The sequence below is a fragment of the Paraburkholderia sp. GAS206C genome, from assembly GCF_050435645.1.
Taxonomy (GTDB): domain Bacteria; phylum Pseudomonadota; class Gammaproteobacteria; order Burkholderiales; family Burkholderiaceae; genus Paraburkholderia; species Paraburkholderia phenazinium_B.
The window spans coordinates 229,566-252,585 of sequence record NZ_JBNDKR010000012.1 but is presented as its reverse complement, the minus strand read 5'-3'; the positions used below and the strand labels follow the sequence as shown (position 1 = coordinate 252,585).

The 23,020-nt window shown below is 63.3% G+C and carries 21 protein-coding genes; 5 read left to right on the top strand and 16 right to left on the bottom strand.

Annotated elements, in window-relative coordinates:
• Positions 1 to 168 precede the first annotated feature (168 nt).
• Positions 169 to 2,112 (top strand): putative bifunctional diguanylate cyclase/phosphodiesterase, encoded by a 1,944-nt coding sequence (locus tag P3T20_RS31175; RefSeq protein WP_429288820.1) that lies wholly within the window; start codon positions 169 to 171, stop codon positions 2,110 to 2,112.
• Positions 2,113 to 2,175: 63 nt separating this feature from the next.
• Here P3T20_RS31175 and P3T20_RS31170 read toward each other — a convergent pair whose 3' ends face one another.
• Positions 2,176 to 3,210, bottom strand: a complete 1,035-nt coding sequence (locus P3T20_RS31170; RefSeq protein WP_429288819.1) for an alpha/beta hydrolase — start codon at positions 3,208 to 3,210, stop codon at positions 2,176 to 2,178.
• Between the two features lie 57 nt (positions 3,211 to 3,267).
• On the bottom strand, positions 3,268 to 3,561 hold the full coding sequence (locus tag P3T20_RS31165; RefSeq protein ID WP_429288818.1) for a hypothetical protein: 294 nt from the start codon (positions 3,559 to 3,561) through the stop codon (positions 3,268 to 3,270).
• 505 nt (positions 3,562 to 4,066) lie between these two features.
• On the opposite strand from P3T20_RS31165, the gene glgA reads away from it, so the two are divergent.
• Positions 4,067 to 5,653 (top strand): glycogen synthase GlgA, encoded by a 1,587-nt coding sequence (gene glgA, locus P3T20_RS31160; protein WP_429288817.1) that lies wholly within the window; start codon positions 4,067 to 4,069, stop codon positions 5,651 to 5,653.
• Positions 5,654 to 5,707: 54 nt separating this feature from the next.
• Here the strand turns inward: glgA and P3T20_RS31155 are convergent, their stop codons facing one another.
• Positions 5,708 to 6,004, bottom strand: coding sequence for a hypothetical protein (locus P3T20_RS31155; RefSeq protein WP_429288816.1), 297 nt, complete (start codon positions 6,002 to 6,004; stop codon positions 5,708 to 5,710).
• Positions 6,005 to 6,064: 60 nt separating this feature from the next.
• On the bottom strand, positions 6,065 to 6,280 hold the full coding sequence (locus P3T20_RS31150) for a hypothetical protein (protein WP_429288815.1): 216 nt from the start codon (positions 6,278 to 6,280) through the stop codon (positions 6,065 to 6,067).
• Positions 6,281 to 6,679: 399 nt separating this feature from the next.
• Between P3T20_RS31150 and P3T20_RS31145 the strand changes: the two genes are divergently transcribed.
• Positions 6,680 to 6,967 carry a DUF4148 domain-containing protein gene (locus P3T20_RS31145; RefSeq protein ID WP_429288814.1) on the top strand — a complete coding sequence of 96 codons (288 nt, stop codon included), beginning with the start codon at positions 6,680 to 6,682 and terminating at the stop codon, positions 6,965 to 6,967.
• Between the two features lie 63 nt (positions 6,968 to 7,030).
• Here P3T20_RS31145 and P3T20_RS31140 read toward each other — a convergent pair whose 3' ends face one another.
• The 11 genes from P3T20_RS31140 to P3T20_RS31090 form a co-directional block, all read right to left on the bottom strand.
• Entirely contained in the window at positions 7,031 to 7,993 is a 963-nt protein-coding gene (locus P3T20_RS31140; protein ID WP_429288813.1) for a carboxypeptidase-like regulatory domain-containing protein, read from the bottom strand.
• Positions 7,994 to 8,294: 301 nt separating this feature from the next.
• Positions 8,295 to 9,056 (bottom strand): GntR family transcriptional regulator, encoded by a 762-nt coding sequence (locus P3T20_RS31135; protein WP_429288812.1) that lies wholly within the window; start codon positions 9,054 to 9,056, stop codon positions 8,295 to 8,297.
• Position 9,057: 1 nt separating this feature from the next.
• Positions 9,058 to 9,456, bottom strand: coding sequence for an oxalurate catabolism protein HpxZ (hpxZ, locus tag P3T20_RS31130; protein ID WP_429288811.1), 399 nt, complete (start codon positions 9,454 to 9,456; stop codon positions 9,058 to 9,060).
• Between the two features lie 2 nt (positions 9,457 to 9,458).
• A complete protein-coding gene (locus P3T20_RS31125; protein ID WP_429288810.1) occupies positions 9,459 to 10,121 on the bottom strand; it encodes a cysteine hydrolase family protein in 663 nt (220 codons plus the stop codon).
• 159 nt (positions 10,122 to 10,280) lie between these two features.
• Positions 10,281 to 11,903 carry an ABC transporter ATP-binding protein gene (locus P3T20_RS31120; RefSeq protein ID WP_429288809.1) on the bottom strand — a complete coding sequence of 541 codons (1,623 nt, stop codon included), beginning with the start codon at positions 11,901 to 11,903 and terminating at the stop codon, positions 10,281 to 10,283.
• Between the two features lie 6 nt (positions 11,904 to 11,909).
• Complete coding sequence (gene biuH, locus P3T20_RS31115) at positions 11,910 to 12,602, bottom strand: biuret amidohydrolase (RefSeq protein WP_074268393.1); 693 nt, start codon at positions 12,600 to 12,602, stop codon at positions 11,910 to 11,912.
• Positions 12,603 to 12,675: 73 nt separating this feature from the next.
• Complete coding sequence (locus tag P3T20_RS31110; RefSeq protein WP_429288808.1) at positions 12,676 to 13,602, bottom strand: ABC transporter permease; 927 nt, start codon at positions 13,600 to 13,602, stop codon at positions 12,676 to 12,678.
• Positions 13,595 to 14,710 (bottom strand): ABC transporter permease, encoded by a 1,116-nt coding sequence (locus P3T20_RS31105; RefSeq protein WP_429288807.1) that lies wholly within the window; start codon positions 14,708 to 14,710, stop codon positions 13,595 to 13,597. Before P3T20_RS31105 ends, P3T20_RS31110 begins: the two co-directional genes overlap by 8 nt.
• A 36-nt stretch (positions 14,711 to 14,746) precedes the next feature.
• A complete protein-coding gene (locus P3T20_RS31100) occupies positions 14,747 to 15,844 on the bottom strand; it encodes a BMP family ABC transporter substrate-binding protein (protein ID WP_074268390.1) in 1,098 nt (365 codons plus the stop codon).
• 361 nt (positions 15,845 to 16,205) lie between these two features.
• Positions 16,206 to 17,327: an NAD(P)/FAD-dependent oxidoreductase gene (locus P3T20_RS31095; RefSeq protein ID WP_429288806.1), complete on the bottom strand. Its 1,122-nt coding sequence runs from the start codon at positions 17,325 to 17,327 to the stop codon at positions 16,206 to 16,208.
• 145 nt (positions 17,328 to 17,472) lie between these two features.
• Positions 17,473 to 18,558, bottom strand: a complete 1,086-nt coding sequence (locus P3T20_RS31090; protein WP_429288839.1) for a porin — start codon at positions 18,556 to 18,558, stop codon at positions 17,473 to 17,475.
• A 358-nt stretch (positions 18,559 to 18,916) separates the two neighbouring features.
• Here P3T20_RS31090 and P3T20_RS31085 point away from each other — a divergent pair, with 358 nt between their 5' ends.
• Both P3T20_RS31085 and P3T20_RS31080 read left to right on the top strand, forming a co-directional pair.
• A complete protein-coding gene (locus P3T20_RS31085; protein WP_429288805.1) occupies positions 18,917 to 20,176 on the top strand; it encodes an AAA family ATPase in 1,260 nt (419 codons plus the stop codon).
• Between the two features lie 5 nt (positions 20,177 to 20,181).
• Positions 20,182 to 21,921, top strand: coding sequence for a cobaltochelatase CobT-related protein (locus P3T20_RS31080; protein ID WP_429288804.1), 1,740 nt, complete (start codon positions 20,182 to 20,184; stop codon positions 21,919 to 21,921).
• Positions 21,922 to 21,964: 43 nt separating this feature from the next.
• On the opposite strand, the gene P3T20_RS31075 is transcribed toward P3T20_RS31080, so the two are convergent.
• Positions 21,965 to 22,825 carry an MBL fold metallo-hydrolase gene (locus P3T20_RS31075; RefSeq protein WP_429288803.1) on the bottom strand — a complete coding sequence of 287 codons (861 nt, stop codon included), beginning with the start codon at positions 22,823 to 22,825 and terminating at the stop codon, positions 21,965 to 21,967.
• Between the last annotated feature and the right edge of the window lie 195 nt (positions 22,826 to 23,020).

The window sequence follows — 23,020 nt, the reverse complement described above, 5'->3', positions numbered from 1 at the left end:
GGGTCCCACTCGCCGCCCACTCCTCCCATTGCCACGACAACGTTTGCGCAACCCGCTCGCGGCCCGCGCACACCGGCAATTTCCCTCGGACTGCTCATAAAAACTGAAGAATGTTAAGAAACCTGCCGATATACGAGGGTTAAGGCTCAATTCACACGAGGAGCACTGATGGGATCGGTAGCTCGAATAAGGGGGGCGTTCACGGTCGACAGCACCGACCCGGAACTCGTGCGCTCGCAAATGCAGGCGTTCGGCCGGCAAATCCCGCTCCTCTACTTCATGCTGGTGGTCAACACGATGGCGGTGGCGATCACCCACCTTGCCTACGCGCCGGCCTGGCTCGCCATCCATATTCCGGCGGCCCTTTGCACGGTCTGCGTGTTCCGCTGCGTACGGTGGTGGTTCGTCCGCCACCGCACGCTCACGCATGAGAAAGCCGTGCCCGAACTGCGCAAGACCTTCTGGTTCGCGTGCGGGTTCGGCGTCGGCTTCACTACCTGGTCGCTGCTTCTATTCCCCTATGGACCCGCCTACGAGCAATGTCAGGTGGCGTTCTACATGGCCACCACGGTGGTCGGATGCGTGTTCTGCCTGATGCATCTGCGGACCGCGGCGCTCACGCTGCTGACCATCGTGATCGGTTCTTTCACCATCTTTCTGCTGGCCGCGGGGCGCCCCGTGTTCGTGGCGATGGCGGCGGATATGCTGTTCGTCGGCGTGACCCTCGCTTTTATCGTCCATCTCTACTACCGGAACTTCGCGAGCCTTGTCTCTTCGAAGCGCGAACTGCTCGTGAGCCAGTCGGTCACGCAGAAACTCAGCGACGACAACTTCCGCCTCGCCAACATCGATAGCCTGACCGGCCTGCCCAACCGGCGCAGTTTCTTTTCGTCGCTCAATGCGCTGGCCGAGCAAAGCACAGGCGGCGTCGCCAACTTCCACATGGGGCTGATCGACCTCGACGGTTTCAAGCAGGTCAACGACATCTACGGTCATTCGAGCGGCGACCTCGTGCTCAAGGAAGTCGGCAACCGGCTTCTGGCGCTCGCCGATCCGACGATGTTCTTCGCGCGGCTGGGTGGCGACGAATTCGGCATCATCATTCAACGGCGTCTTGGCGAGGACGAACTCGACCGCCTCGGACAAACGCTATGCGAGCGGCTCAGCCGGCCCTATACGGTCGGCGAGAACACCGCTGAGTTGTCAGGCACGATCGGCTGGGCCGGTTTGCCGCCTGCGAGTGTCAGCGTGGCCGAGGTGTTCGAGCGCGCGGATGCCGCGCTCTACGTCGGCAAGGAAAGCCGGCGCGGCACGGCCGTGGTGTTTTCCGCCGAGCACGAAAACCGCGTGCGGCGCGCGAGCCTCGTCGCCCAGGAGTTGAAGGCGGCGAACCTCGACGCCGAACTCTACCTGGAGTTTCAGCCCATCTACGACGTCGCCGCCCGTACCGCGGTCGGCTTCGAGGCGCTTGGCCGGTGGCGCAGTCCGAAGCTCGGTCAGGTGAGGCCGGATGAATTTATCCGCATCGCCGAGCGGACCGATCTGATTCGTGTGGTGACCGAGGTGCTGTTGCACAAGGCGCTGAACGAAGCCGCCAACTGGCCGCCGCATATTTACCTGTCGTTCAACCTCTCGGCGCTCGACATCTCGTCGGTGCCGCGCGCAAGGCGGTTGCTCGATATCGTGCAGGCGAGCGCGACGCTGGCCGAACGGGTGCATTTCGAAATCACCGAGACCGCGGTGACCCGCGACTTCAGACAGGCGCGTGCGTCCTTGTCGCTGATCAAGCAAGTGGGCTGCCAGGTGTCGCTCGACGATTTCGGCACCGGCTATTCCAGCCTGAGCTACGTCCATCGCCTGCCCTTCGATACGATCAAGATCGATCGCAGTTTCGTAGCCGAGGTCGATACGGACGTGGCATGCGGCAAGATCATCAAATCGGTGATGGACCTGTGCCGCAACCTCGGGCTCGAATGCGTGGTGGAAGGCGTCGAAACCGAATCGCAGTGCGAAATGCTGACCGCACTCGGCTGCCGCGTGATGCAGGGCTATCTGTTCGGTAAGCCGATGCCGGCCGAGGCGCTGCAGTTTTTCCAGGCCAATGTCGTTTAAAGAAGGCGTGAATTACCGGAGCGCCTGACTCTCACCGGTACATGTTGCGGCCGCGCGCCCGGATCAAGGCGCCTCTTCGAGCGGCACGCCGCCGAATGCCTGGCGCTGCGCGAGCGAAACGAAAGTCTGGGCATCGCGCGCCGCCTGAACCACTGGCGCCATGCCGAAGAATTCATGTGTCGCCCCCTGATAGTTGCGGTGCTCGACGGCAACACCGGCATCACGCAGTTTTTCCGCGAGTTTCTCGCCATCGGAGCGCAACGGGTCGATGCCCGCGGTGACCACCACCGTAGGCGGCAGGTTCGACAGATTCGCGCTGACCACATCGATCAGCGGGCTTTTCAGATCACCCTCGTCGTTGATCACGTTCTGGACGAACCACAACATCATCTTCTTGTTCAATGGCTTCGCATTGCGATTCTCCTCGTAGGAGATCGAAACGATGTTGTTGCTCGCCACGGGATAGATCAGCGCCTGATGCAACGGTGCGCGTAAGCCTGAATCGCGCGCATGGATGGACACGTTGATGGCAAGATTCGCCCCGGCGCTCTCGCCCATCACCGCTATCCGGCTTGGGTCGCCGCCGAGGCTCGCCGCGCTTTCGACGATCCAGCGCCACGCGGCGAACGCATCCTCGTGTGCGGCGGGCAACCTGTGCTCAGGCGCCTGCCGGTAATGGGCCGACACCACGATCGCGTTGCTTTGTGCCGCAATCGAGCGCGGCGTCGCATCGTAGACGTCCAGATCGGCAATCACCCAGCCGCCGCCGTGAAAATACAGGATCAGCGGAAACGGGCCATCGCCGGCCGGACGGTAGATACGCGCCGGATTGCTGCCGGCAGCGCCCGGAATCACCGTGTCCTCGCTCTGCACCGCCTCCACTTCCAGCGGTAGCCGGGCTGCGTGGCCCGCCTGCGCCATCAGTTTTTGGACGGCGTCGGTGGGCGTCGGCTGCTCGCGGGCCTCGGCGACGCTGCATTCTTCGATCGGCTTTGGGTTCAGTTCCTTGAGCGCGGCGAGCACCGCCTTCATATCGGCGTCTGCGTGGGCGGTCGGATCAAGTCCGATCATGCCCTTGAGGGTATCGGCGAGTGTCATGGCGCGGCTCCAGGTGAGACCGGGAAATCGGGAATGGGTTGTCGTCGAGCCCCCGGCTCAATGCCCCTTGGTATCGCTGCTCGCGTCGGCGCCGGGCATGTTGGTCGTATCGTTAGCCGGCTTGGACGCTGTCGTATGGGTGTGTTTCTTCTTCGTCTTGCTCTTCGACATCGTCGTCGGGCCGCTGCCGCTGGCGGCGGTCATCGCCGAATCGCCAGGGGCGCCCCCGCCTCCGTTGCCATTCCCATTGCCGCCCGCTCCGCCGGTACCGGCACCGCCACCACCCGCAGCCAACGCAACGCCAGAGCCCAACAACAACGCCGAAATCAAGACCGCTTTTTGCATTTTCATGACTTGCTCCTTGGTGAGATCAGAGAGATTCAGATTTGAGCGGCTGCGTTGCCAATGCACGCAGACCTGCCAAAGATTCAGCAAGCGACGTGCCGTTGTAAAAGCGCTGGGAGCGAAGAGCGTGCATCGCTGCACTGTTGTGTAGCCGTCGTGCGTAAAAACTGCCCCGCATTGACCGTCTTGCCAGACGCGTGCTGCCACGAATGCGTCACGAGCTACGTACGAAAATCGCAAATGTGTGATGCGCTACGCGATGCAAACCTGAATCGACGCGTGGCTTCGTTTTGGGCCGCAAGCCGCAGATCCTTGTGCAGCGCGGCAAAGAGCGCTGCGCGCAGGTTGGGCGAGCGCACATCGACGAGCGAGGACACGCACTCGCCGCGGCTGAACTCGCAGTTCTCGCTTCGTTCAAGGGCCACGGGCACAGTGCTTGCTGAAAACTATCGGTTTGATTTCTGCCGTACGTCTATCCGCTTACGCCCCACCGCCAAATTTTTATCCGACTATGCCGACGCCGCTCAACGTTTTACTGGTTGCATCCGAAGCAGCCCCTCTTGCAAAAACGGGCGGCCTCGCCGACATGGTCAGCGCATACGGCGCCGCGTTATGCGAAGCCGGTGTCGCTGCGTCGATCCTGATGCCGGCCTATCCCGGCGCACTCGAGCGCGTGCTCGGCGCGACCCGCGTGGCCAGACTCGCGGGTCTGCCGGGCGGCGACGGCGTGATCATCCGGGCGCAGATGCCCGACACGGGCGTGCCGGTGCTGCTGCTGCAGATGGATCATCTGTTCACACGCGAAGGCATCTACCGCGACCGCTACGGCCGCGACTACGTGGACAACCTCGTGCGGTTCGCATCGCTCGCCGCCGCCGCGGCGCGGATTGCGCGCGGTGTGCGCGGCATCAAGCGGCCGGACGTCGTGCACGCTCACGACTGGCACGCGGGACTCACGCCGCTCTACATGAAACTCGGCGGCGTGCAGGCCCGCAGCGTCTTCACGATCCACAATCTCGCGTTTCAGGGTAACTATCCGCTCGCCGCCGGTCCGTGGATGGGCGTGCCGCCTGAACTGCTCGCGCCGGCACTCACCGACGAGCGCAGCATCGAGTTCTACGGTTCGCTTAGTTTGATGAAGGCCGGGATCGTCCACGCCGACCGCGTCACGACTGTGAGCGAGCGTTATGCGACGGAAATTCTCACACCGCGCTTCGGCCATCGGATGGAAGGCGTGCTGAATGCGGAGGCGCACAAGCTCTCCGGCATCACCAACGGCATCGACATGCAGATGTGGAACCCCGCCACCGACGCGCTGATCACGAGCAATTATTCGGCTGACAACGTAGCGGGCAAATACGCGTGCAAGCGCGCGTTGCAACAGGCATTCGGACTTGCCCGCGAACCGTTCGTGCCGCTGGTGGCGATCGGTAGCCGGCTCACTGAACAAAAGATGGCAGAGGTGGTGGCCGAGGCGATTCCCGCCATGATGGCGCGGCACGAGCGGCTGCAGTTCGCCATTCTGGGCCAGGGCGACGCGCCGATCGAAGCGCGCATGCGCGAGCTGGCTGCGCGTTGGCCAGGACGTGTAGGCACCTGCATTGGTTATGACGAGACACTCGCGCACATGCTGCATGCCGGCGCGGATATGCTCTTGCACGCCAGCCGCTTCGAACCGTGCGGGCTCACGCAACTGTACGCGATGCGCTTCGGTACGATTCCGGTGGCCTCGCGCGTGGGCGGTCTTGCCGACACGATTTCCGACTATGCGTTAGGGCTGGGCAAATCGGGCGCGGCGACCGGCTTCCTGTTCGAAGGAGAGTCGCTCGAGGATGTCGCTGGCGGCGTGGCGCGTGCTGTCGAGGCGTTCAAGAATCCATCGCTGTGGCGCGCACTGCAGCGTAATGCGATGACGCGCGATTCAGGCTGGGGCACGGCAGTCAAACGCTACGTCGACGTGTACTGCGAATTGACGGATGCGCGCCCCGTGGCACCGCGCGAAGAGCCGACGACAGTTCCGGCTATCGCCGCGCGCCGCCGCCGTACCGCGGCGAGGCCGGTACCCGCCGACAATTCGCAGGCGGCGGCCGTTCAGTAGCGGTCCTGGCGGCTAGCAGTTAACGGAAGCTTAAAGCGGAAGGTCAAAGCGAGGTCACGGCGTGGGCGTGCCGGAAGAAGGCGGGACCCTGATCTCATCCTGTAGTTCCGGCCGCACGCTGAAGCTCGGCTGGACCATCCATTCCTCGAGCCACTCGCGCCATTCGCTCCAGTGCCCCTCCAGACTGAATTCCTTGTCGATGAGGCCGCTGTCGTCGTCTCGCAGCGTCGCGTACACGATACGCTGGCCATTCCAGTAAGCGACGGCGCGATCCGTAAGGTCGGCGGTCGTGCCGAAGGCAGCGTCCTGCAAGATCATGGCTAACCGGTTGTCGAACTCTTCGCGAGTCATGGCGATTTCTTTCCCGTAAATACCGGGATCGCAGCATAAACGATGCCTGCGTAGCCAATATTACGGTGCCGGATCCTTCTCGCGGGCTTCGAGCGCCAGCAGCGCGTCGTTCAGTCTCTTGACCCGGCTGACCTGCGACGGCACGCGCGCCGCGACCGTCACACTGGCGAGCCGGCTACGCCAGTAGCTTAGCGGCAAGGCGCCGTCCCGCGCGGCGATACGCGGCAGCAGGTGTTCAAGATGTTCGATATCTTTTTCGAGCTGGTGGTGATTCATTGCTTCCCCGGGCACTCCCATCAATAAGGTCTTCGCCCGTCGACGCGTGCGTGTATGGCCTTGCATTGCCTTGATTGCTCTCATGATGCTGCTTGATCGCCAGTGTGCCTGCAGATTGACGCGAGGCTTGACCGTGAGTGTCAGTTTTGCTGGAACATGGGGTCAACTTGATGTCACTGCGGCGAAAGACTGGCATGTTATGCGACGCGCATTGTCTTGACCGGCGCTCGTCCGGAGCGTCTTGGGCCGCAATCGTTTGCTGGCTGTTTTGTCATGGACGCGTCAGCGTTGCGCCCCGGCTGCGGCCGTAGACTGAACTGGCGTTGTGGAGACCGGAATCGGCGTCGCATCAGAAAACCAAGCCGACCACCCAAACGTCCTTTCACCAAGGAGTCGAATATGATCCGAATCGCTTATATTGCAGCAGCCGTATCCGTCATGACTTGCGCCGCGCCCGTATTCGCGCAGGACACCCCGAACGCGCCTCAACCGGCCACAACTTCGAACATGGGAAATGACAACGCCAACAGCAACCAGAATAGCGGCGTCGGCATGGATACCAATGGACAAGTGGCCTCTGGCGCGCCCGCCGGCCTCACCCGTGCCGAGGTGAAGCAGGACTTGTATCAGGCGGAAACCGACGGTCAGATGAAGACCCTCAACCGCACCGTCTACAGGGGCAATTAAGCTCGCGGGCGCGACACGCCGGGTTTGAACGACCGGCGTGTTCCGCGAGCGGTACGGGCCTCATCAGTTCACTGAGTTCGAGTGAAGCAGCGGCCAGACGAGGTTCAGTTTCACGCCCCCTCGGGCGGGCACGTAGAGATCGCGACTGCGCTGCGCGCCGTCGAGGCTGGCAACCAGCCGATAGTGGCCCTGCGGGAGCCGCGCATAAAGATAAGGGCCATCCGATGTGGCGTTGAATACGACGGTGCCATCGGATCTCGCCACCTGCACCGCGACGCCCGACAGATACTCGCCCGACCCGGTCGTAAAGGTCGCGCGCATGTTGTAGCCGGAGGCCAGTCCGCGAAACGCTGCAACCTCATCTTGCCCCACTCCGCCTGTTACGTATGCGACACCGTGGTCGTCGTGCGCCACGGGGATGTCGCTCGGCACGGCGTTGCGCACCGGCGCATCGTCGTCCGGTAGCGTGGGTCTTGCTGGGACGCCCGGCACGTTCGCCACGGTCTGCTCGCGAACCGGCATCGGACGTGTGGCCGGTTCCTGCGTTGCGGGGGCAGGTACATGTGGCACAGGCTCACGCGTCGCCAGTTCGCGCGGCAGCGGCGCTTTGTGTTCCGGCACTTCCCGCGCGGTCGCAGGAGCCGGGGCGGGAGCAGGAGCCGGTGCAGCAGCCTGTACGCGCGGCCGTGGCGTGCCGGGTTCGCAACTGAGCCCCGGTATGCTGCCGCCTTCGCTGGCAGGCCGTCCTTCGATCAGCCACGACGGCAATGCAACCCCTTGCCCCTTGGCGCGCGGCGTCAACGTATCGCGCATGCTCGCAGTCACCGCGCTGCGTTCCTGCGGTGTGGAGGCGCGTCGCATTTGTGTGCAGAAAGCGACCCGTTCATCGTCGCTGAGCAGCTCGGATGGAACGGCCGAGGGTTGGGCCAGCAGACGCTGCGCGTGCGTGCCGAAAGCTAGCACCGCAGCGCCGCACATCAGCGTCCACCGGAGAGTCTTCGACAAACCGGAAAACGTAGTGGACATGAATCACCTCCGGGACATTCTCGGGAGTATTGCGTCGGGTCGATTCAGGGAGCGTCAATGAGCGCTTCGCTTAACATCTTTGGAAACACAGCGGCACGCGTAGTCTTGCGGGGATAAGTTGCGTCGCGGGTACTGCAAAACCCAATCGCAGTGTAGCAAACCCATTTGCTTTCGCTGCGCTCCAAAGGCCGCGCGAATTAGTCGATGTCCGCCATGTTCCAGCATGATCGACCTGAATTCGCACATTGCGGGTGCAAGTTCGCGCCGCGCGTCATGCTACGCGGTGAGGTCGTTGCTTGGACTAGGACACAAACGGCAGCTTCTGGTCGCGCGCGGCGGCAAGCATCGACAACGTAATCTTGCGCACTTCGAGTTTGCTTTGCGTGATGTGCGCACGCAGCAGAATGCTGGCTTCGGGCAGGCGGTTGCGTTCGATCAGGTGCAGCATCGTCGAGTGCTCGTCGTAGGTCGCACTGGTGCGATGCGGCTTCAGAAAATCGAGCCGCCGCACGATTCGGATGCGCTCGGTCACCTCGTTGTGGACGCGAAGCATTTCCCGATTGCCGGTCGCGGCGACGAGCTGCCGGTGGAAGTTTTCATCCATGCCGAACATGGTGACGGGATCGCTCTCGCGCGCCTCGGTTTCGACGCACCAGACGGCCTTGAGCGGATCGATCGACTCATGCGGTGCATTGCCCGAGGTAAGACGCTCGAGCGAAGCCAGTTCGAGCACGATGCGCAGATCGTAGAGCTGGTCCAGTTGCTCGAAGTTGATCTCCGAGACTTTCCAGCCGCGCCGGAACCCCACCTCCAGATACCCCTCGCGCTGCAGGCGAAACAGGCCATCGCGCATCGGCGTGCGCGAGACGCCGTAGTGTTGCGCGATGTCGCTCTCGGAGAAGCGGTCGCCGGGGAAAAGCCGGAAGCTGAAGATGTCGCTCTTCAGTTGCTGATACACCTGCTCGGCCAGCGCGTTCGGAGCGTTCGGTGCATTTGGCGAGGGGCTTGCGGTGCCACCCGTTGTACCGCTTCCGATTACGTTTGCAGCTGCGTTTTCGCTCATATCAAGGCATTGCGATCAGACTGACATGGGCTGCGACGATTTTCCAACCCTGGTGCATCTGCGCCCCAGACTCGAGGCGTGCCCAGGTCTGCATCTGGCGGCCGAGCAACGGGGTCGCGTCGCTGGTGAACTCGGTGCTGACGGTGGCGTAATCGTTGCCGAACGTGGTCACCACCGTTCGATGCAGGCGCCGCGAACGTGGCACGGGCGCGCACGACGCGCGCCACGCACGAATCGCTTCGCCGCCGTGCTGGACTTCGGCGATTCCGTATCGCACGGTTTCAGGCGTGTGCCAGAACAGCGCGTTCATCGCTTCGACGTCGTTGTCGACCAGTGCCCGTTCGTATTCGACAAAGGCCGCTGTCACTTCGGCGACGATCTCCGGCTTGTTGACTTCCATCCTCACAGTCCCTCTTTCAATGCCGCGAGCGGCGCGGTCCAGCCCACGATGCCTCCCTGCGAGCGGATCATTTCGAGGCTCGCCTGCTTGAATGCGGGAAAGTAGCTCGCGGTCGCGTCTTCGATCAACAGACATTCGTAGCCACGATCGTTCGCTTCGCGCATCGAAGTTTGTACGCAGACTTCGGTCGTGACGCCGGCGAACAGCAAATGCGTAATACTGCGCGCATTCAGCTCGCCGCTCAACGGCGTTGCATAAAATGCGCCCTTGCCGGGCTTGTCGATGACGAGTTCGCCTGCGAGCGGCGCGAGCGCGTCGACAATTGCATTGCCGGGTTCGCCGCGCACCAGAATTCTCCCCATCGGCCCGGGGTCGCCGATGCGCATCTGCGGCGCACCGCGCAAGCGCTTCGCGGGCGGGCAATCGGAGAGATCCGGCGCATGCGACTCGCGGGTGTGCACCACCAGTAAGCCGGCCTTGCGCGCGAGCGCTAGCAGTTCCGCGACCGTAGGAACGATCTCGGCGAGCAACGAGACGTCGTTGCCAAGCGATTCGCCAAAGCCACCTGGCTCGATGAAATCGCGCTGCATGTCGATGATCACGAGCGCGGTGTGGTGCGGCTCGAAAACAAACGGCGAGGGTAAAGCCTGAACTTCGCTGCTCATGGTTTAAACCTTGGTTTAAGCCTTGTTATAACGTGCGGGCGGCTTGCGCCGCCCGCCGTCACCGGTCCTCTATCGCTGCCCTGCTTGCCAGTGGCACGCAGTCACCTGCCACTGCCCCCGTTTTTATACGGTCCTGGAACGCTCATCCCTGCACGTGTCCTAAAGCACTGCTTCCTCTGTATGTCCCGCCATGTGCTGCCCAAGCACTGCGCGCTCAGCGCTCGCTGCCGGCGTTTCGTAGACCAGCCGGCCCTCCGCCATCACGACGATGCGGTCAGCCAGTTCCAGCAGTTCATCGAGGTCTTCGCTGACCAGCAGCACGGCCGCACCGGCATCGCGTGCGGCGATCAGTCTCGCGTGGATATCGGCCACCGACGCGAAGTCGAGGCCAAACACCGGGTTCGCGACAATCAGCACATCTACCGGTTGTCCCAGCTCGCGTGCCAGCACAGCGCGCTGCACATTGCCGCCCGATAGCGTGCCGATCATCCGCTCAGGCACAGGAGGCTTTACGTTGAAATCGCGGATCAGTTGTGTGGCCCGCTCGCGCATCGCCCGACGATCGAGGCGCCAGCCGCTGCGGCACACGGGCGCGCGGTCGAAGTCGCGCAAGGCGAGGTTTTCCGCCACGCTCATTCCAGCGACGCAGGCGTTCCTGAGCGGCTCTTCGGGAATCGCAAACACACGTCGTGTAGTCATCTGTTCGCGAGTGGCTTGATACGGCGCACCGGCAATCTGCATCTCGCCTTCTACCGGACGGCGCTGCCCGACGAGTGCCTCGACCAGTTCCTTCTGGCCATTGCCCGACACCCCTGCGAGGCCGAGAATCTCGCCGGCTCGCACTGCCAGCGTGGCGTGCCGCACGGCGGTATGGCCGCGATCGTCCTGCACCGAAAGATCGCGCAGTTCCAGCCGGATCGCTGCGTGAGGATCGACCGGCTTGCGCGCTGGGCGTTCGGTACGGATCTCCGCCAGTACCGGTGAATCCTTCGCCGCAGAATCGGTCTGCAGTGCCGAGCTTGTGCCCATCATCCAGCTCGCAAGCTGGTCGCGATCGGTATGCGCGACGGCCGTCGTGCCGACCTGCCGACCTTTGCGTAACACGGTGACGTCGTCGGCGTAGGCCATTACCTCGCGGAATTTATGCGTGATCATCAACACCGTCAGTTCGCCGCGTGAAGTGAGATCACGCATCAGGCCAAGCACTTCGTCTGCTTCCTGAGGCGTGAGCACCGAAGTCGGTTCGTCGAGAATCAGGAAACGTTGCTTTAGATACAGTTGTTTGAGAATTTCCAGTTTCTGCTTCTCGCCGGCCGCGAGTCCGGCGACGGGCGCTTCGAGCGGCAAACTGAATGGCATGCGCTTCATGAATTCCGTCAAGGCCGCGCGTTCGCTCTTCCAGTCGATCCGCCAGGACAGATGCCCACGCGCCAGCAACAGGTTCTCTTCCACCGAGAGGCCGGTTGCCAGCGTGAAATGCTGGTACACCATGCCGATACCGAGCGCCTGTGCGTCACGTGGCGAAGCGATTTTCGCTTCGCGGCCGTCGGCGGTGATCTGTCCTTCGTCGAGCAGCCCATAGCCGACGAGTCCCTTCACCAGCGTGCTCTTGCCTGCGCCGTTTTCGCCTAGCAACGCGTGGATCGTGCCGGGTGCAACCTTGATGGAAACCTTGTCGAGCGCGCGAAACGTGCCGAACGTTTTTGAAGCGCCGAGCACCTCGACGCCCAGGGCGTGCGTGGCGGCGTCTTGCGGCTGGTTGTAGGGAGCGGGAGTCGACATGATCGGTCAGCGTCCGAGTGTGGCAAGCAGCGCGTGCGAATCGGACACCGTGCCGAACACACCGCCCTGCATCGTGATCATATGCAGCGCGGCGTCGTGATTGCCCTTGTCGGTCGCGCCGCAGCAGTCTGCCAGCACCGTACATTCGAAGCCGCGATCGTTCGCTTCGCGCATCGTCGTGTGGACGCAGACATCGGTGGTGATGCCGGTCAGCACCAGATTGGCAATGCCGCGCGTACGCAGGATCAGTTCGAGATCGGTCGCGCAGAACGAGCCCTTGCCGGGCTTGTCGATGATGATCTCGCCGGGATACGGCGCGAGTTCGTCGATGATTTCCCAGCCCGGTTCGCCGCGCACCAGAATGCGGCCGCACGGACCGTCGTCGCCGATACCCACGCCGTCCGTGCCCGCGCGGCGGCTGCGCCAACGCTTGTTGGCCGGCAGATCGGACAGGTCCGGGCGGTGACCTTCACGCGTGTGAATGATCGTGAAGCCCTGCTCGCGCATCAGTGCGAGCACCCTGCTGATCGGCTCGATCGGGGCACGCGTGAGCGAGAGGTCGTACCCCATCTTGTCGACGTAGCCGCCGTGGCCGCAGAAATCCGTCTGCATGTCGATGATCACCAGCGCCGTATTCTCGGGACGCAGGTCGCCGTCGTAGGGCCAGGGGTAAGGCTTCGCATCGATGAATCGGGTCATGGTGGTGGTCTCTTCAGGTTGGCATCGACAGGCGCTATGCGTGAACGCGTGCATGCGTGCATGCGTCAGAACATCAGCGCGTCAGGCTCAGTTCGCCAGGTGCGCCGGCCAGTGTTCGATCGGGACGGCAATTGATGATCATGATCACGAGCGTCAGTACATACGGTGCGGCGTTATAGAGGTAGTAGCCGCTGGTCACGCCAATGCCCTGCAACGCGGGCCCGAGCGCACCCGCCGCACCGAACAGGAGCGCTGCGACGAGGCATCGCAACGGCTGCCAGCGCGCGAAGATCACCAGTGCGACGGCCATCAACCCCTGCCCGCTCGAAAGCCCCTCGTTCCAGCTGCCTGGATAGACGAGCGAGAGGTAAGCCCCGCCGACGCCCGCGAAAAAGCCGCCGATTGCGGTGGCTGCAATCCGGATGCGCGTGAGCGGATAACCCATCGCGCGTGCCGTCTCGGCGTGATCGCCGACGAGGCGCAGCGTCATGCCCCAGCGCGTGCTGCGCAGACCCCACTGCAGCAGAAACGCCAGCACGATGCCGATCACGAACAGCGGGTTGATATGCAGTGCGTTATGCAGTTGCGGCGAGACGGCCCAACTGCCGAGATCGATCGACGGCAGCATCGGCGCCTGCGGCTGGATAAAGGGCTTGCCGAGATAGAACGCGAGGCCGGTACCGAGCAGCATCAGAGCAATGCCGAAGGCGATATCGGAGACGCGCGGCAACGAGCACACGAGACCGTGCAGACATCCGAATAGCAGCCCTACGACGCCTGCGGCCAACACACCGAGCCAAGGCGAGCCGGTCAAATAGGAAGCGGCGTAGCCGCTCATCGCGCCGGAGACGAGAATGCCTTCGAGGCCGAGATTCACCCGGCCGCCCTTCTCCGTGAGGCATTCGCCGAGACTCACGAACAGATACGGCGTGCTCACGCGAATCGCACCGGCCAGCAACGAGAGCAGCAGAATCACCACAGGCGAGTGCATATCAGGCATGAGTCTTCTCCAGTTGCACCGGCACTTCGGTCACCGCGAGCGCCTGCAGTTTCACGCGCCATGCGACGATACGGCCGCCTAACGCTTCCCATGCCAGCAGGTTGGCAAACAGTAACCCCTGCAGAACGAGCGTGGTCGCATCGGGCAGATCGAGGCGACGTTGCAGCAGACTGCCGCTCGCTTCGATCCCACCGATCAGCACCGCGCACAACACGATGGCCAGCGGGTTCTGACGCGCGGCGAAAGCGACGAGAATGCCGCTGTAGCCGTAACCCGCCAACAGCGATGCGTTCGCGCTGCCCTGCACGGCGGCCACTTCGAACATGCCGGCAAGACCCGCTGCGGCGCCACCCATCGAACAGGCCGCCAGCGCCAGCATGCCGACCGGCAAACCGACCAGACGGGCCGCGCGGTTGCTGCCGCCCACCACGCGCATCGCAAAGCCCTTGGTGCTGTGCTTGACGAACACCCACGCGGCAATACAAGCCACCACGCCCCACAGCAAACCCCAGTGCACTTCAAGTCCCGGCAGCGAGCCGATCGTCATTGGGTCGGGCACGGGCAGCGTCGAGGGCTTATTCAGACTCGCGGGATCGCGCAACGGTCCTTCGACGAGGTGCTTGAATAGCGCAATCGCGATGTACGACATCAACAGGCTGCTGATTGTCTCGTTGACGCCGCGCCATTGCCGCAACGCCCCGACCGCTCCGATCCAGATGCCGCCCGCGAGCATTCCTGCCACGGCCATCAAAGGCGTCGCGATGAGCCACGGTGTACCGGCAGGCAAACACTGCGGCACCACCGCGGCGGCGAGACCGCCGAGCGCAAGCGCTCCCTCGCCGCCGATCACGATCAACCCGACCTGTGCCGGCAAAGCGACGCACAGCGCGGTCAACATCAGCGGCGACGCGCGCAGCAAGGTGCTTTGCCATGCGAACGACGAACCGAATGCGCCCTGGAAAATCAGCCCGATCGCATCTAGCGCCGGCGCGCCCTGCACCAGCAGAAACAGCCAGAACAGCAAAAGCGTGCCCACCAGCGCGCACAGGGTCGGCAACGCAGGCAGCACCCCAAGCATCAGCCGGGCAGAACTCGCATTAGGGCGCATAGCCGCTCCTTGAAAGACGTTCGGATTGCGAAAGAATCAGATCTGGCCCACGACACCCGAGACCAGATAGTTCATGCTTTCCAAGGTGTAGTCGGTCTGGATATGGCTCGTGCCGTCGGCGACTACCACGCCGCCCTTGTTGTCCTTGATCGGGCCTTTGAAGATCACGAACTCGCCGGACATCATTTTCGATTTCACGCCGTCAGCGTTCTGGCGTGCGTCGGGCGTGACTTTCGGACCATATGCCGACATCTTCACGAAGCCTTCCTTGAGGCCGCCGCGCAAGACGTTCGGTTGCGGCTTGCCGGTTTGCGCGCCTGCCACCAGTTCCTTGTACGGCGTAGCCCAGTCCCACTCGGCACCGGTCAGGTAGCCCTTCGGCGCGAGCGCCGCCTGGCTCGCGTGATAGCCGCAGCTCATGACGCCCCGCTTTTCGGCGGTTTCGATCACGACCTTCGGACCGTCGACGTGACAGGTCAGCACATCGCAGCCCTGATCGACGAGGCTGTTGGCCGATTCGGCTTCCTTGACCGGCATCGACCAGTCGCCTGTGAAAATCACATGTGTGGTGATCGAAGGATCAACCGACTGTGCGCCGAGCGTGAACGCATTGATATTGCGCAGCACCTGCGGAATCGGCTTGGCCGCCACGAAACCGAGCTTCTTGCTCTTGCTCATATGGCCGGCAACAACGCCGTTCAGGTACTGGCATTCGTCGATATAGCCAAAGTAGCTGGTGATATTCGACGGGTTGCCCTGCTTCCACAAACCGCCGCAATGCGCGAAGCGCACGTTCGGATATTTGGCGGCCATCTTCAGCACGTGCGGATCGAAGTAGCCAAACGAGGTGGCGAAGACAAGCGTCGCGCCGTCCTGTTCGATCATGGCTTCCATCGACTTCTGCACGGCGATGGTCTCCGGCACGTTCTCTTCTTCGACCACCTTGACGTTGGGCAACGCCTTGATCACGTTGGCAGCGGCGGCTTGCGCCTGGTTGTAGCCGTAGTCTCCGCGCGCGCCGACATAGATCACGCCAACGGTCAGTTTGCTGGCGGCAAAAACGGATTCGAACGGCAGCACCGCGCCGAGCGTCAGCAGGCTGGCATTCTTTAGAAAGTGGCGACGATTGCTCATAGCGGATCCGGTCTCGTGTGGTTGAGGTTGATTGCAGCGATAGCGGTAGAAAACGGTGCGTCGAAGCGCGTGAGGTTCATGAGTTCAATCTTGGATACAAGTTTGAACTCATAGAGCAGGAGTTATGCCAATTGACGGGTGCGTAGCCTATGGCATGGCGCAGAGGCTTACGCAGCAAGGGTCTGCGGGGCGCCGCGAGGAGCTTCGCTGGGGAACCGGGACAGTCCGGGACGGCCGGAGGACGGCCTATGTTTGTGCGTCATTCCCCACAACGGGGCGATCGTGAACCGCGCAGGATCGTGCGCGATTTACTCGACGGGGGAAGCGGAAGGGACGGACTGCGGGGTCGGCCTAAACCACCCTACTCTGTGCTCGCCGCAACGCGAGCCGCGAGTTTGGCGTCGTAACTCGAATGCACATGCACCCGTTTCTGTTCCGGGTAGGCGTAGGTGTAAGCCTTGCGCAAGGCCAGCGATGCCTCATGGAAGCCGGACAGAATCAGCTTTTGCTTGTTCGGATAGTTGGCGACGTCGCCTACCGCGAAGATACCAGGCCGCGAGCTTTCGTAATTCGACGTATCGACGTCGATCCGGCCGGCATGAAGGCTTAGCCCCCAGTCGGCGATGGGGCCAAGATTCGCCACCAGTCCATAAAGCACCACAAGATGATCCGCTTCGATCTGGGTGGAGCCGCCAATCTGGCGAATCTCAATCGATTCGAGCTTGCCGTCGGGCGCGCTCAAGCCACCAACGGCGCCGACCATGAACGTCATTTCCCCGGCGTCGACTGCACGCCGCATCTGCTCGACGCTCGAATCCACAGCACTGAAACCATTGCGCCGATGCACCAACGTCAGCTTGCGCGCCACCGAACGCAGTGCGAGCGCCCAATCGAGCGCCGAGTCGCCGCCGCCCGCCACAACCACGTTCTTGCCGGCGAAATCCGCGAGCCTCGGCACGCTGTAATGTACGTGACGCCCTTCGAGCGGCACGGCCTCGTCCAATGCCAGCCGCTGCGGTGCAAACGCGCCGTTGCCTGCTGCAAGCAGAATGGCGGCGGCATCGAACACGAGCCCCTGGCCGGTCTTGACGGTCCAGCGGCCGTCGTCGCGTTGCTCGACGGTGTCGACCCGTTGACCCAGATGAATCGGTACGTCGAACGGTCTGCACTGCTCCAGCAAACGTTCGACCAGTTCGCGCGCGGTGCACGACGGTATGGCCGGGATATCGTAGATCGGCTTGTCGGGATACAGCTCCGTACATTGGCCGCCGACGCGGTCGAGTGCGTCGACAATGTGGCACGACAGGCCGATTACCCCTGCTTCGAACGCGGCAAAGAGTCCAACGGGTCCGGCGCCGACGATCAGTACGTCGGTGCGTAGCGGTACATCACATGTCCCTTGCGACGCGTCGAGGCCGCCAGCTTGTTGCGGGGTAGGCGCTGCCTGTGATGGATCTGTCGGCGGGGTTACTTCTGCAGTCATTCGGCGTCCTTGGGGTTGAGCACGCGGGGTCGTCTCTGGTCACAACCAGGCGCGCATGGCTCACCCACCATACAGACTCGGCCGCATCCCGGCAACGATGCCACCACGAACTGTGTGGACAGTACCGTCGTCGCCGTGATCGCCTTTAGAATTGATGCATGATCCCGACGTACGCCCCCGTCTGCGACTCGCCTTGCAGCGGGCTTGTGCTGCCCGTGCCTTCACGAGGATTGGCGAGCAGCGAGAAGTCGGCTTGCCTGCTGTTGTCCACGTAAGCGATCGTGCCGTAAAGGAAAGTCCGCTTGGTAAAGTTGTACGTTGTGCTGAGCGTATACATCGAGGCGTGACCGGATGGATCGTGCAGTGCATCGCCGCCGCCATCGCCGACAATCACGTAGAAGCCCGCCGCCGTCACAGCCCACGTTGGATTGAACGTGTAGGTCGCGCCCAGCCAGTAGTAATTCGCACTGTCCGCGAGACCGGCTGGCGTATCCGGTGCGGAGTAATGCGTATAGGCGCCCTGGATTTTGACCGAGTCGAAGTGCACGTTCGCGCCCGCGAAAAACTCGCGCGAACTGGTGAAGATATTGGCGAACTGGCCGTTGCTGTCGCGTAGCTCGTCGTAGATGCCGCGCACGTCGAACAACGTCGAGTGATATGTCAGCATGATGCCGTCGGAGCGGCCGAACTGGCCAACCGCACCGTTGTTGAAGGCGCCCGGCTGATTACCGAGGGCGTACTGGCCTTGTACGTCGAAACCGCCAAACACGGGGCTGTGATATTCGACGTTGTTGCTGGTCTGCTGCCAGTTGCGGCCGCGCACCAGCGAGGCCGATGAAAACGCCTGCTGCACCATTGGGTCGAATTCCCACACCCCGTCGCTATCGATGAACAGGTTGCGGCCGGCCTGCAGCGTGCCCCACTCGTCGCTCTTCAGGCCCGCGAATGCACGCCGCGAAAACAGCAAACCGCCGCTCGTGGTGCCGTTCTGTACCTGCAAACCCGTTTCCAGGGTGAAGATGGCGTGCAACCCGCCACCCAGATCTTCCGTGCCTTTGAACCCCAGCATGCTGGTGCCCCAGTCGCCGCCTTCGGCGCTCCAGCTATTCGCGGTGCTGCCGTTGCCGGTCGGCACATGATTGATATATTGCAAACCCGCGTCGAGCCGCCCATAGAGCACGACACTCGATTGCGCTTGCGCAAAAGGGCTTGCCACCAGCAAGGTGGCCATCAATGGTTCGCGTAGTTTCATTTTATTCTGCCGAACACCATCTATTTATTGGTTTCGCCCAAAACGGGCCATCTCCAGACCCTATGCGAGCGGGCCTTCGCGACGCTGGATAAGTTGACTCTAGGTGAAAAAAGCCGGCTGCGCAAAACAGCGTCGGGGCATTCGACCGAGGCCCGATTGTGCGAATTACTTAATTGAATGGGCCGGTGACGGTCGATCTGAAACAGCCTGAAGCGGCGACCGGACGCGAGGCGAATCGCCATTCGCAGATGGAACCGGCCTGCGCCCGCTCGCAGGTCCGGGATAAGATAGACGTTTGCTCCTGGCCGGCATGGCTGAACCCGATCGACACGCTCCGATGAACGCTCCTGAATTGACTGAAGCTGAACACCTTGGCCTCTACCTGCGCGCCACCGACACCGGCGACGAGTGGTGGCGCGTCACCGTAGCGGACCGGCCGCAAACCTATCGCCTCGAACACGGCGTGCAGCACGCGCAAGGCAATGGCGCCGTCGATATCGATCTGGTGGTCGACGCCGAAAACCTGCGCGCCAAGCTGAAGAAGTGGCATCGGGAAGGTTTCGTCTTCGAGGCGCGAGGTGCGGTGCCAGAGGCGGATGCACTGCATCGGGCAGCGTTTATGCCGGAGCTGCAGCGAGCGGCGGCGCAGCGGCGCGCGGGTGCCGCCGCCCCTGGCGCTGGCCTCGGCCTCGGCTCCAACTCAAACTCCGGTGAGGCCCGTGCCGCTACGGTTCGCATCGGCGAAGTCGACGTGCCCTGCGGCGCCGGCGGCGCGCTCGTGCCGCGTGTCAACCCTGCCTATCTGTTCTCCGAGCGCTTTAACGACATCGTCGAAGATATCGTCGAAAACAAACGCGTCATGCTGATCGGCCACACCGGTGCGGGCAAGACCAGTCTGATCGAACAGGTGGCGGCGCGTGCCGGTCATGGCGTGGTGCGCTCGAACATGAACGGCCAGACGACGGTGGGCGATTTCGTCGGCTTCTGGACCGTCAAGGGCGGCGAGACGCTCTGGGTCGACGGCGTCCTGCCCACCGCCATGCGCGAAGGACTCTGGCTGATCGTCGACGAGATCGACTTTGCCGAGCCGTCGATTCTCGCCGCGCTGACCGCCGTGCTCGAACCGCATGGCCGCCTCACGCTGAAGGAAAAAGGCAACGAGGTCGTGGCGCCTCATCCGGCGTTTCGCCTGTTCGGCACGGCCAATGCGGTCGGCGCCATGAGCCAGTTCCGCCATCTGTATCAGGGCGCGAATCTCATGAATGAGGCGTTTCTCGACCGGTGGCGCGTCTATCTGCTCGACTATCTCTCGCCGGCCGAAGAAACCGACGTGCTGGTGCGCACGCTCGCCCCGCATATGACGCCTACTGTCGCCGCCACGCTCGCGGCGATCGCAGCCGATTGCCGTGCGGCGTTTGCACGCGAAGACCTCGCGAGCGCCTTCTCGACCCGGCGGCTCCTCGACTGGGCCGAACTGATGCTGCGCACCGGCGACCCCGAGCGCGCGGCCGGCCCTGCCATCTACGCCAAGGTGAGCCCGGAAGACGCCACGCTGATCCGCGGCATCATTCGTCATCACATCGCTCCGGCGGAGTGAGCGCGATGCACGCGGCGCGCGACGCCAAAGGATTCGAGTTCGAGTCCGCGCTCAGCAAGATTGCGCGCGTCCTCACGGGGCAGTATGGCGTGAGCGTCGTGTTCAGTCCGGATGGACCGCGGGTCGAGCGCGGACGGATCGTCATTCCCGATTACGAGGTGGGCGGCGCCCTCTCGACCGATGTCCTGGTCGGCTATCTCGACCTGCTAGTGGCGCGCGCAAAACATTCGGACCTCGCGCAACTCGAAGCGCTGCCTCGCGGTGTCGAGGCGAACCTCGCACAGGTGATCGAAGACCGGCGCGTGTGCGGCCAGTTGCTCGACGAGTATCCCGGTGCGCGCTGGTTTATCGGCAAGCTGCGTGCACATGCTGCGGGCCGCACGCAGCAAGGCTGGAATCGTCTGCGCTGGCGCGAGCGCTTTATCTGGCGCGTCGAGCGCAGGCTGTGGGACGAGACCACCAGCGGCGCGGAAAACAGCCAGTCGCTTTCCGCTGCGATGGTGGCCGCGCAGGATCTGCTCGAGCGGGCGAGCCGCAGCCGGTCGACCGCCGACAGCATCGCCGCCGCGCGGGAGATTCTGGCGCGGGTCCGGGCGCTATCCGCGGGCGACGTCAATAACATGATGTTCACGGGCAGCACCGCGGAGGACATCGATACCGATCCGCTGCGCTCCTCCTTCGAGCCGTTCGAAAGCGACGGCACGCGCGCCAGCGAAGAGAACGCAGCAGCCGCGCCGCTGGATCCGGGCGGTGGCGCCGAGGCCTTGAACGGCGCCGGCATGGGGCACGCGCTCGCCGATGCGCAACCGTCCGCCGCGCGTGCGGACAGCACGGTACAACCCCTGCGCGCGTCTGCCCGGATGGTGATGTCGATCCCGCTTGCCACCGAATTCGACGTGGTCAACGACCAGACGGGCCGCGGCGACCTCGCCGCCTGGCGCGAACTGCGCACGCGGGCGCGAGCCGAAACCGCGCAACTCAAGGAAAAGCTCGAGCGCGCACTCAGCGCCGACGAGCGCACGCGCTGGCGGCGCGAGCAGGAGCGCGGCGAGATCGACCGGCCGTCGCTGGCGAAGCTCGCCACGTCGCCCGGCTATCGAACCCCGTTCAAGGTGAAACGCGCCACCAAAGGACGCGACGTGGCCGTCACGCTGCTGATCGATCGCAGCGGTTCGATGGCGGGCCGCAAGATCGAACTGGCCCAGTTGTGCGCCGCCGCGCTAGGCGATGCGCTGACCCAGTTGGGCTTCGATTGCGAAGTGCTCGGCTACAGTTCGATCGAATCTCCGCAGATGAAACTGCTCTACGCCCGGCAAAAGGCCGCCGGCGCAGATTTGCACCGCTACAACCGGCTCATCGAACGGCTCGATCTACAGATCTATAAACGCTTTGGCACGGCGGATCTGAGCGGCCTCACCGGCATCGACTGCGGTCACGAAAATCCGGACGGCGAAGCACTCGCCTGGGCAGCGACGCGGCTCGCCGATCATGCCGCCGAGCGCCGTATCCTGATGGTGTTCTCCGACGGCTATCCCGCCACCGGCGACGGCGATCCGCTGGTGTTGCGCAGCGATCTGCGGCAACGCGTGACGGCGATCCAGAAGACCGGTATCGAGCTGGTGGGGATCGGCGTGCTGGCCGACGCGGTGGAGGCGTTTTATCCGCACAACGTGGTCGTGAGCCGGCTGGCAGAACTGCCGTCGACGGTGTTTTCCGTGTTGAGCGCGATGTTGCTGAAGCGGTAGAGACAATTCGAGGCGGATTCAAGGCAGATTCAGACGCGCAGAATCAAAGCGTATTCAACGGAATCTTCAGATAGCGCACGCCATTTGCCTCCGCCTCCGGCAACGCCCCGGCGCGGATGTTCACCTGAATGGCGGGCAGAATCAGCGTCGGCATCTCGAGCGTGCGGTCGCGCGCCGTGCGCATCGCAACGAACTCGTCTTCAGTGACGCCGTCGTGCAAGTGGATGTTGCTGCGCCGCTGCTCGGCCACCGTGGTTTGCCATTGCGGCTCGCGCGTCGAGGGCGGGTAATCGTGGCACATGAAGAGCCGCGTTTGCGCCGGCAGTGCGAGCAGTTTCTGCACGGAGCGGTACAGCATCCGCGCGTCGCCGCCTGGAAAATCGCAACGCGCCGACCCTACGTCCGGCATGAACAGCGTGTCGCCGACGAACACCGCATCGCCGATCTGGTACGCCATGTCCGCTGGCGTATGGCCCGGCACATGCAGCGCCCGCGCCTGCAACGCGCCGATGCTGAAGGTTTCGTCCGGCGCGAACAGATGATCGAACTGCCTGCCGTCAGCGTGAAGCTCCGCACCGAGATGGAAGACGCCCTTGAAGACCCCTTGCACCGTGCGGATGTTTTCGCCGATCGCGATGCGGCCACCCAGCGCTTCCTTCAGGTACGGCGCCGCCGACAGGTGATCGGCGTGCGCGTGCGTCTCGAGCAGCCACGCCACCTGCAAACTGTGCTCGCGTACGAACGCGACCACCCGCTCCGCCGATGCGGTCGACGTGCGCCCGGCTTTCGGGTCGTAATCGAGCACCGGGTCAATCACCGCGCAGGCCGAGCCGTCGCCCGCATGGACCACATAGGTCACGGTCGAGGTGGCGTGATCGAAAAAAGCTTCAATGAGGAGCGGCATGGTCGATTTCCGGCGAGCGGTTCAAAGCCATATTATTCGCTATTGCGCGCCGGCAACGGCGCTCAGGCCCACCTATGCGCTCCGCGTAGCGCCACCGAGGGTTTGACTCTAGACAATTGCGGGCAGCGCATGCCGATAATCCGTTCAGGGCCGGCGGACCTGGCTGCCGCGGCCCGCCCTGGACAACAAGCACCT

Coding starts and splice junctions, on each gene's coding strand:
- P3T20_RS31175 (WP_429288820.1), top strand. CDS start 169: ATGGGATCGGTAGCTCGAATAAGGGGGGCGTTCACGGTCGACAGCACC.
- P3T20_RS31170 (WP_429288819.1), bottom strand. CDS start 3,210: ATGACACTCGCCGATACCCTCAAGGGCATGATCGGACTTGATCCGACC.
- P3T20_RS31165 (WP_429288818.1), bottom strand. CDS start 3,561: ATGAAAATGCAAAAAGCGGTCTTGATTTCGGCGTTGTTGTTGGGCTCT.
- glgA (WP_429288817.1), top strand. CDS start 4,067: ATGCCGACGCCGCTCAACGTTTTACTGGTTGCATCCGAAGCAGCCCCT.
- P3T20_RS31155 (WP_429288816.1), bottom strand. CDS start 6,004: ATGACTCGCGAAGAGTTCGACAACCGGTTAGCCATGATCTTGCAGGAC.
- P3T20_RS31150 (WP_429288815.1), bottom strand. CDS start 6,280: ATGAATCACCACCAGCTCGAAAAAGATATCGAACATCTTGAACACCTG.
- P3T20_RS31145 (WP_429288814.1), top strand. CDS start 6,680: ATGATCCGAATCGCTTATATTGCAGCAGCCGTATCCGTCATGACTTGC.
- P3T20_RS31140 (WP_429288813.1), bottom strand. CDS start 7,993: ATGTCCACTACGTTTTCCGGTTTGTCGAAGACTCTCCGGTGGACGCTG.
- P3T20_RS31135 (WP_429288812.1), bottom strand. CDS start 9,056: ATGAGCGAAAACGCAGCTGCAAACGTAATCGGAAGCGGTACAACGGGT.
- hpxZ (WP_429288811.1), bottom strand. CDS start 9,456: ATGGAAGTCAACAAGCCGGAGATCGTCGCCGAAGTGACAGCGGCCTTT.
- P3T20_RS31125 (WP_429288810.1), bottom strand. CDS start 10,121: ATGAGCAGCGAAGTTCAGGCTTTACCCTCGCCGTTTGTTTTCGAGCCG.
- P3T20_RS31120 (WP_429288809.1), bottom strand. CDS start 11,903: ATGTCGACTCCCGCTCCCTACAACCAGCCGCAAGACGCCGCCACGCAC.
- biuH (WP_074268393.1), bottom strand. CDS start 12,602: ATGACCCGATTCATCGATGCGAAGCCTTACCCCTGGCCCTACGACGGC.
- P3T20_RS31110 (WP_429288808.1), bottom strand. CDS start 13,602: ATGCCTGATATGCACTCGCCTGTGGTGATTCTGCTGCTCTCGTTGCTG.
- P3T20_RS31105 (WP_429288807.1), bottom strand. CDS start 14,710: ATGCGCCCTAATGCGAGTTCTGCCCGGCTGATGCTTGGGGTGCTGCCT.
- P3T20_RS31100 (WP_074268390.1), bottom strand. CDS start 15,844: ATGAGCAATCGTCGCCACTTTCTAAAGAATGCCAGCCTGCTGACGCTC.
- P3T20_RS31095 (WP_429288806.1), bottom strand. CDS start 17,327: ATGACTGCAGAAGTAACCCCGCCGACAGATCCATCACAGGCAGCGCCT.
- P3T20_RS31090 (WP_429288839.1), bottom strand. CDS start 18,558: ATGGCCACCTTGCTGGTGGCAAGCCCTTTTGCGCAAGCGCAATCGAGT.
- P3T20_RS31085 (WP_429288805.1), top strand. CDS start 18,917: ATGAACGCTCCTGAATTGACTGAAGCTGAACACCTTGGCCTCTACCTG.
- P3T20_RS31080 (WP_429288804.1), top strand. CDS start 20,182: ATGCACGCGGCGCGCGACGCCAAAGGATTCGAGTTCGAGTCCGCGCTC.
- P3T20_RS31075 (WP_429288803.1), bottom strand. CDS start 22,825: ATGCCGCTCCTCATTGAAGCTTTTTTCGATCACGCCACCTCGACCGTG.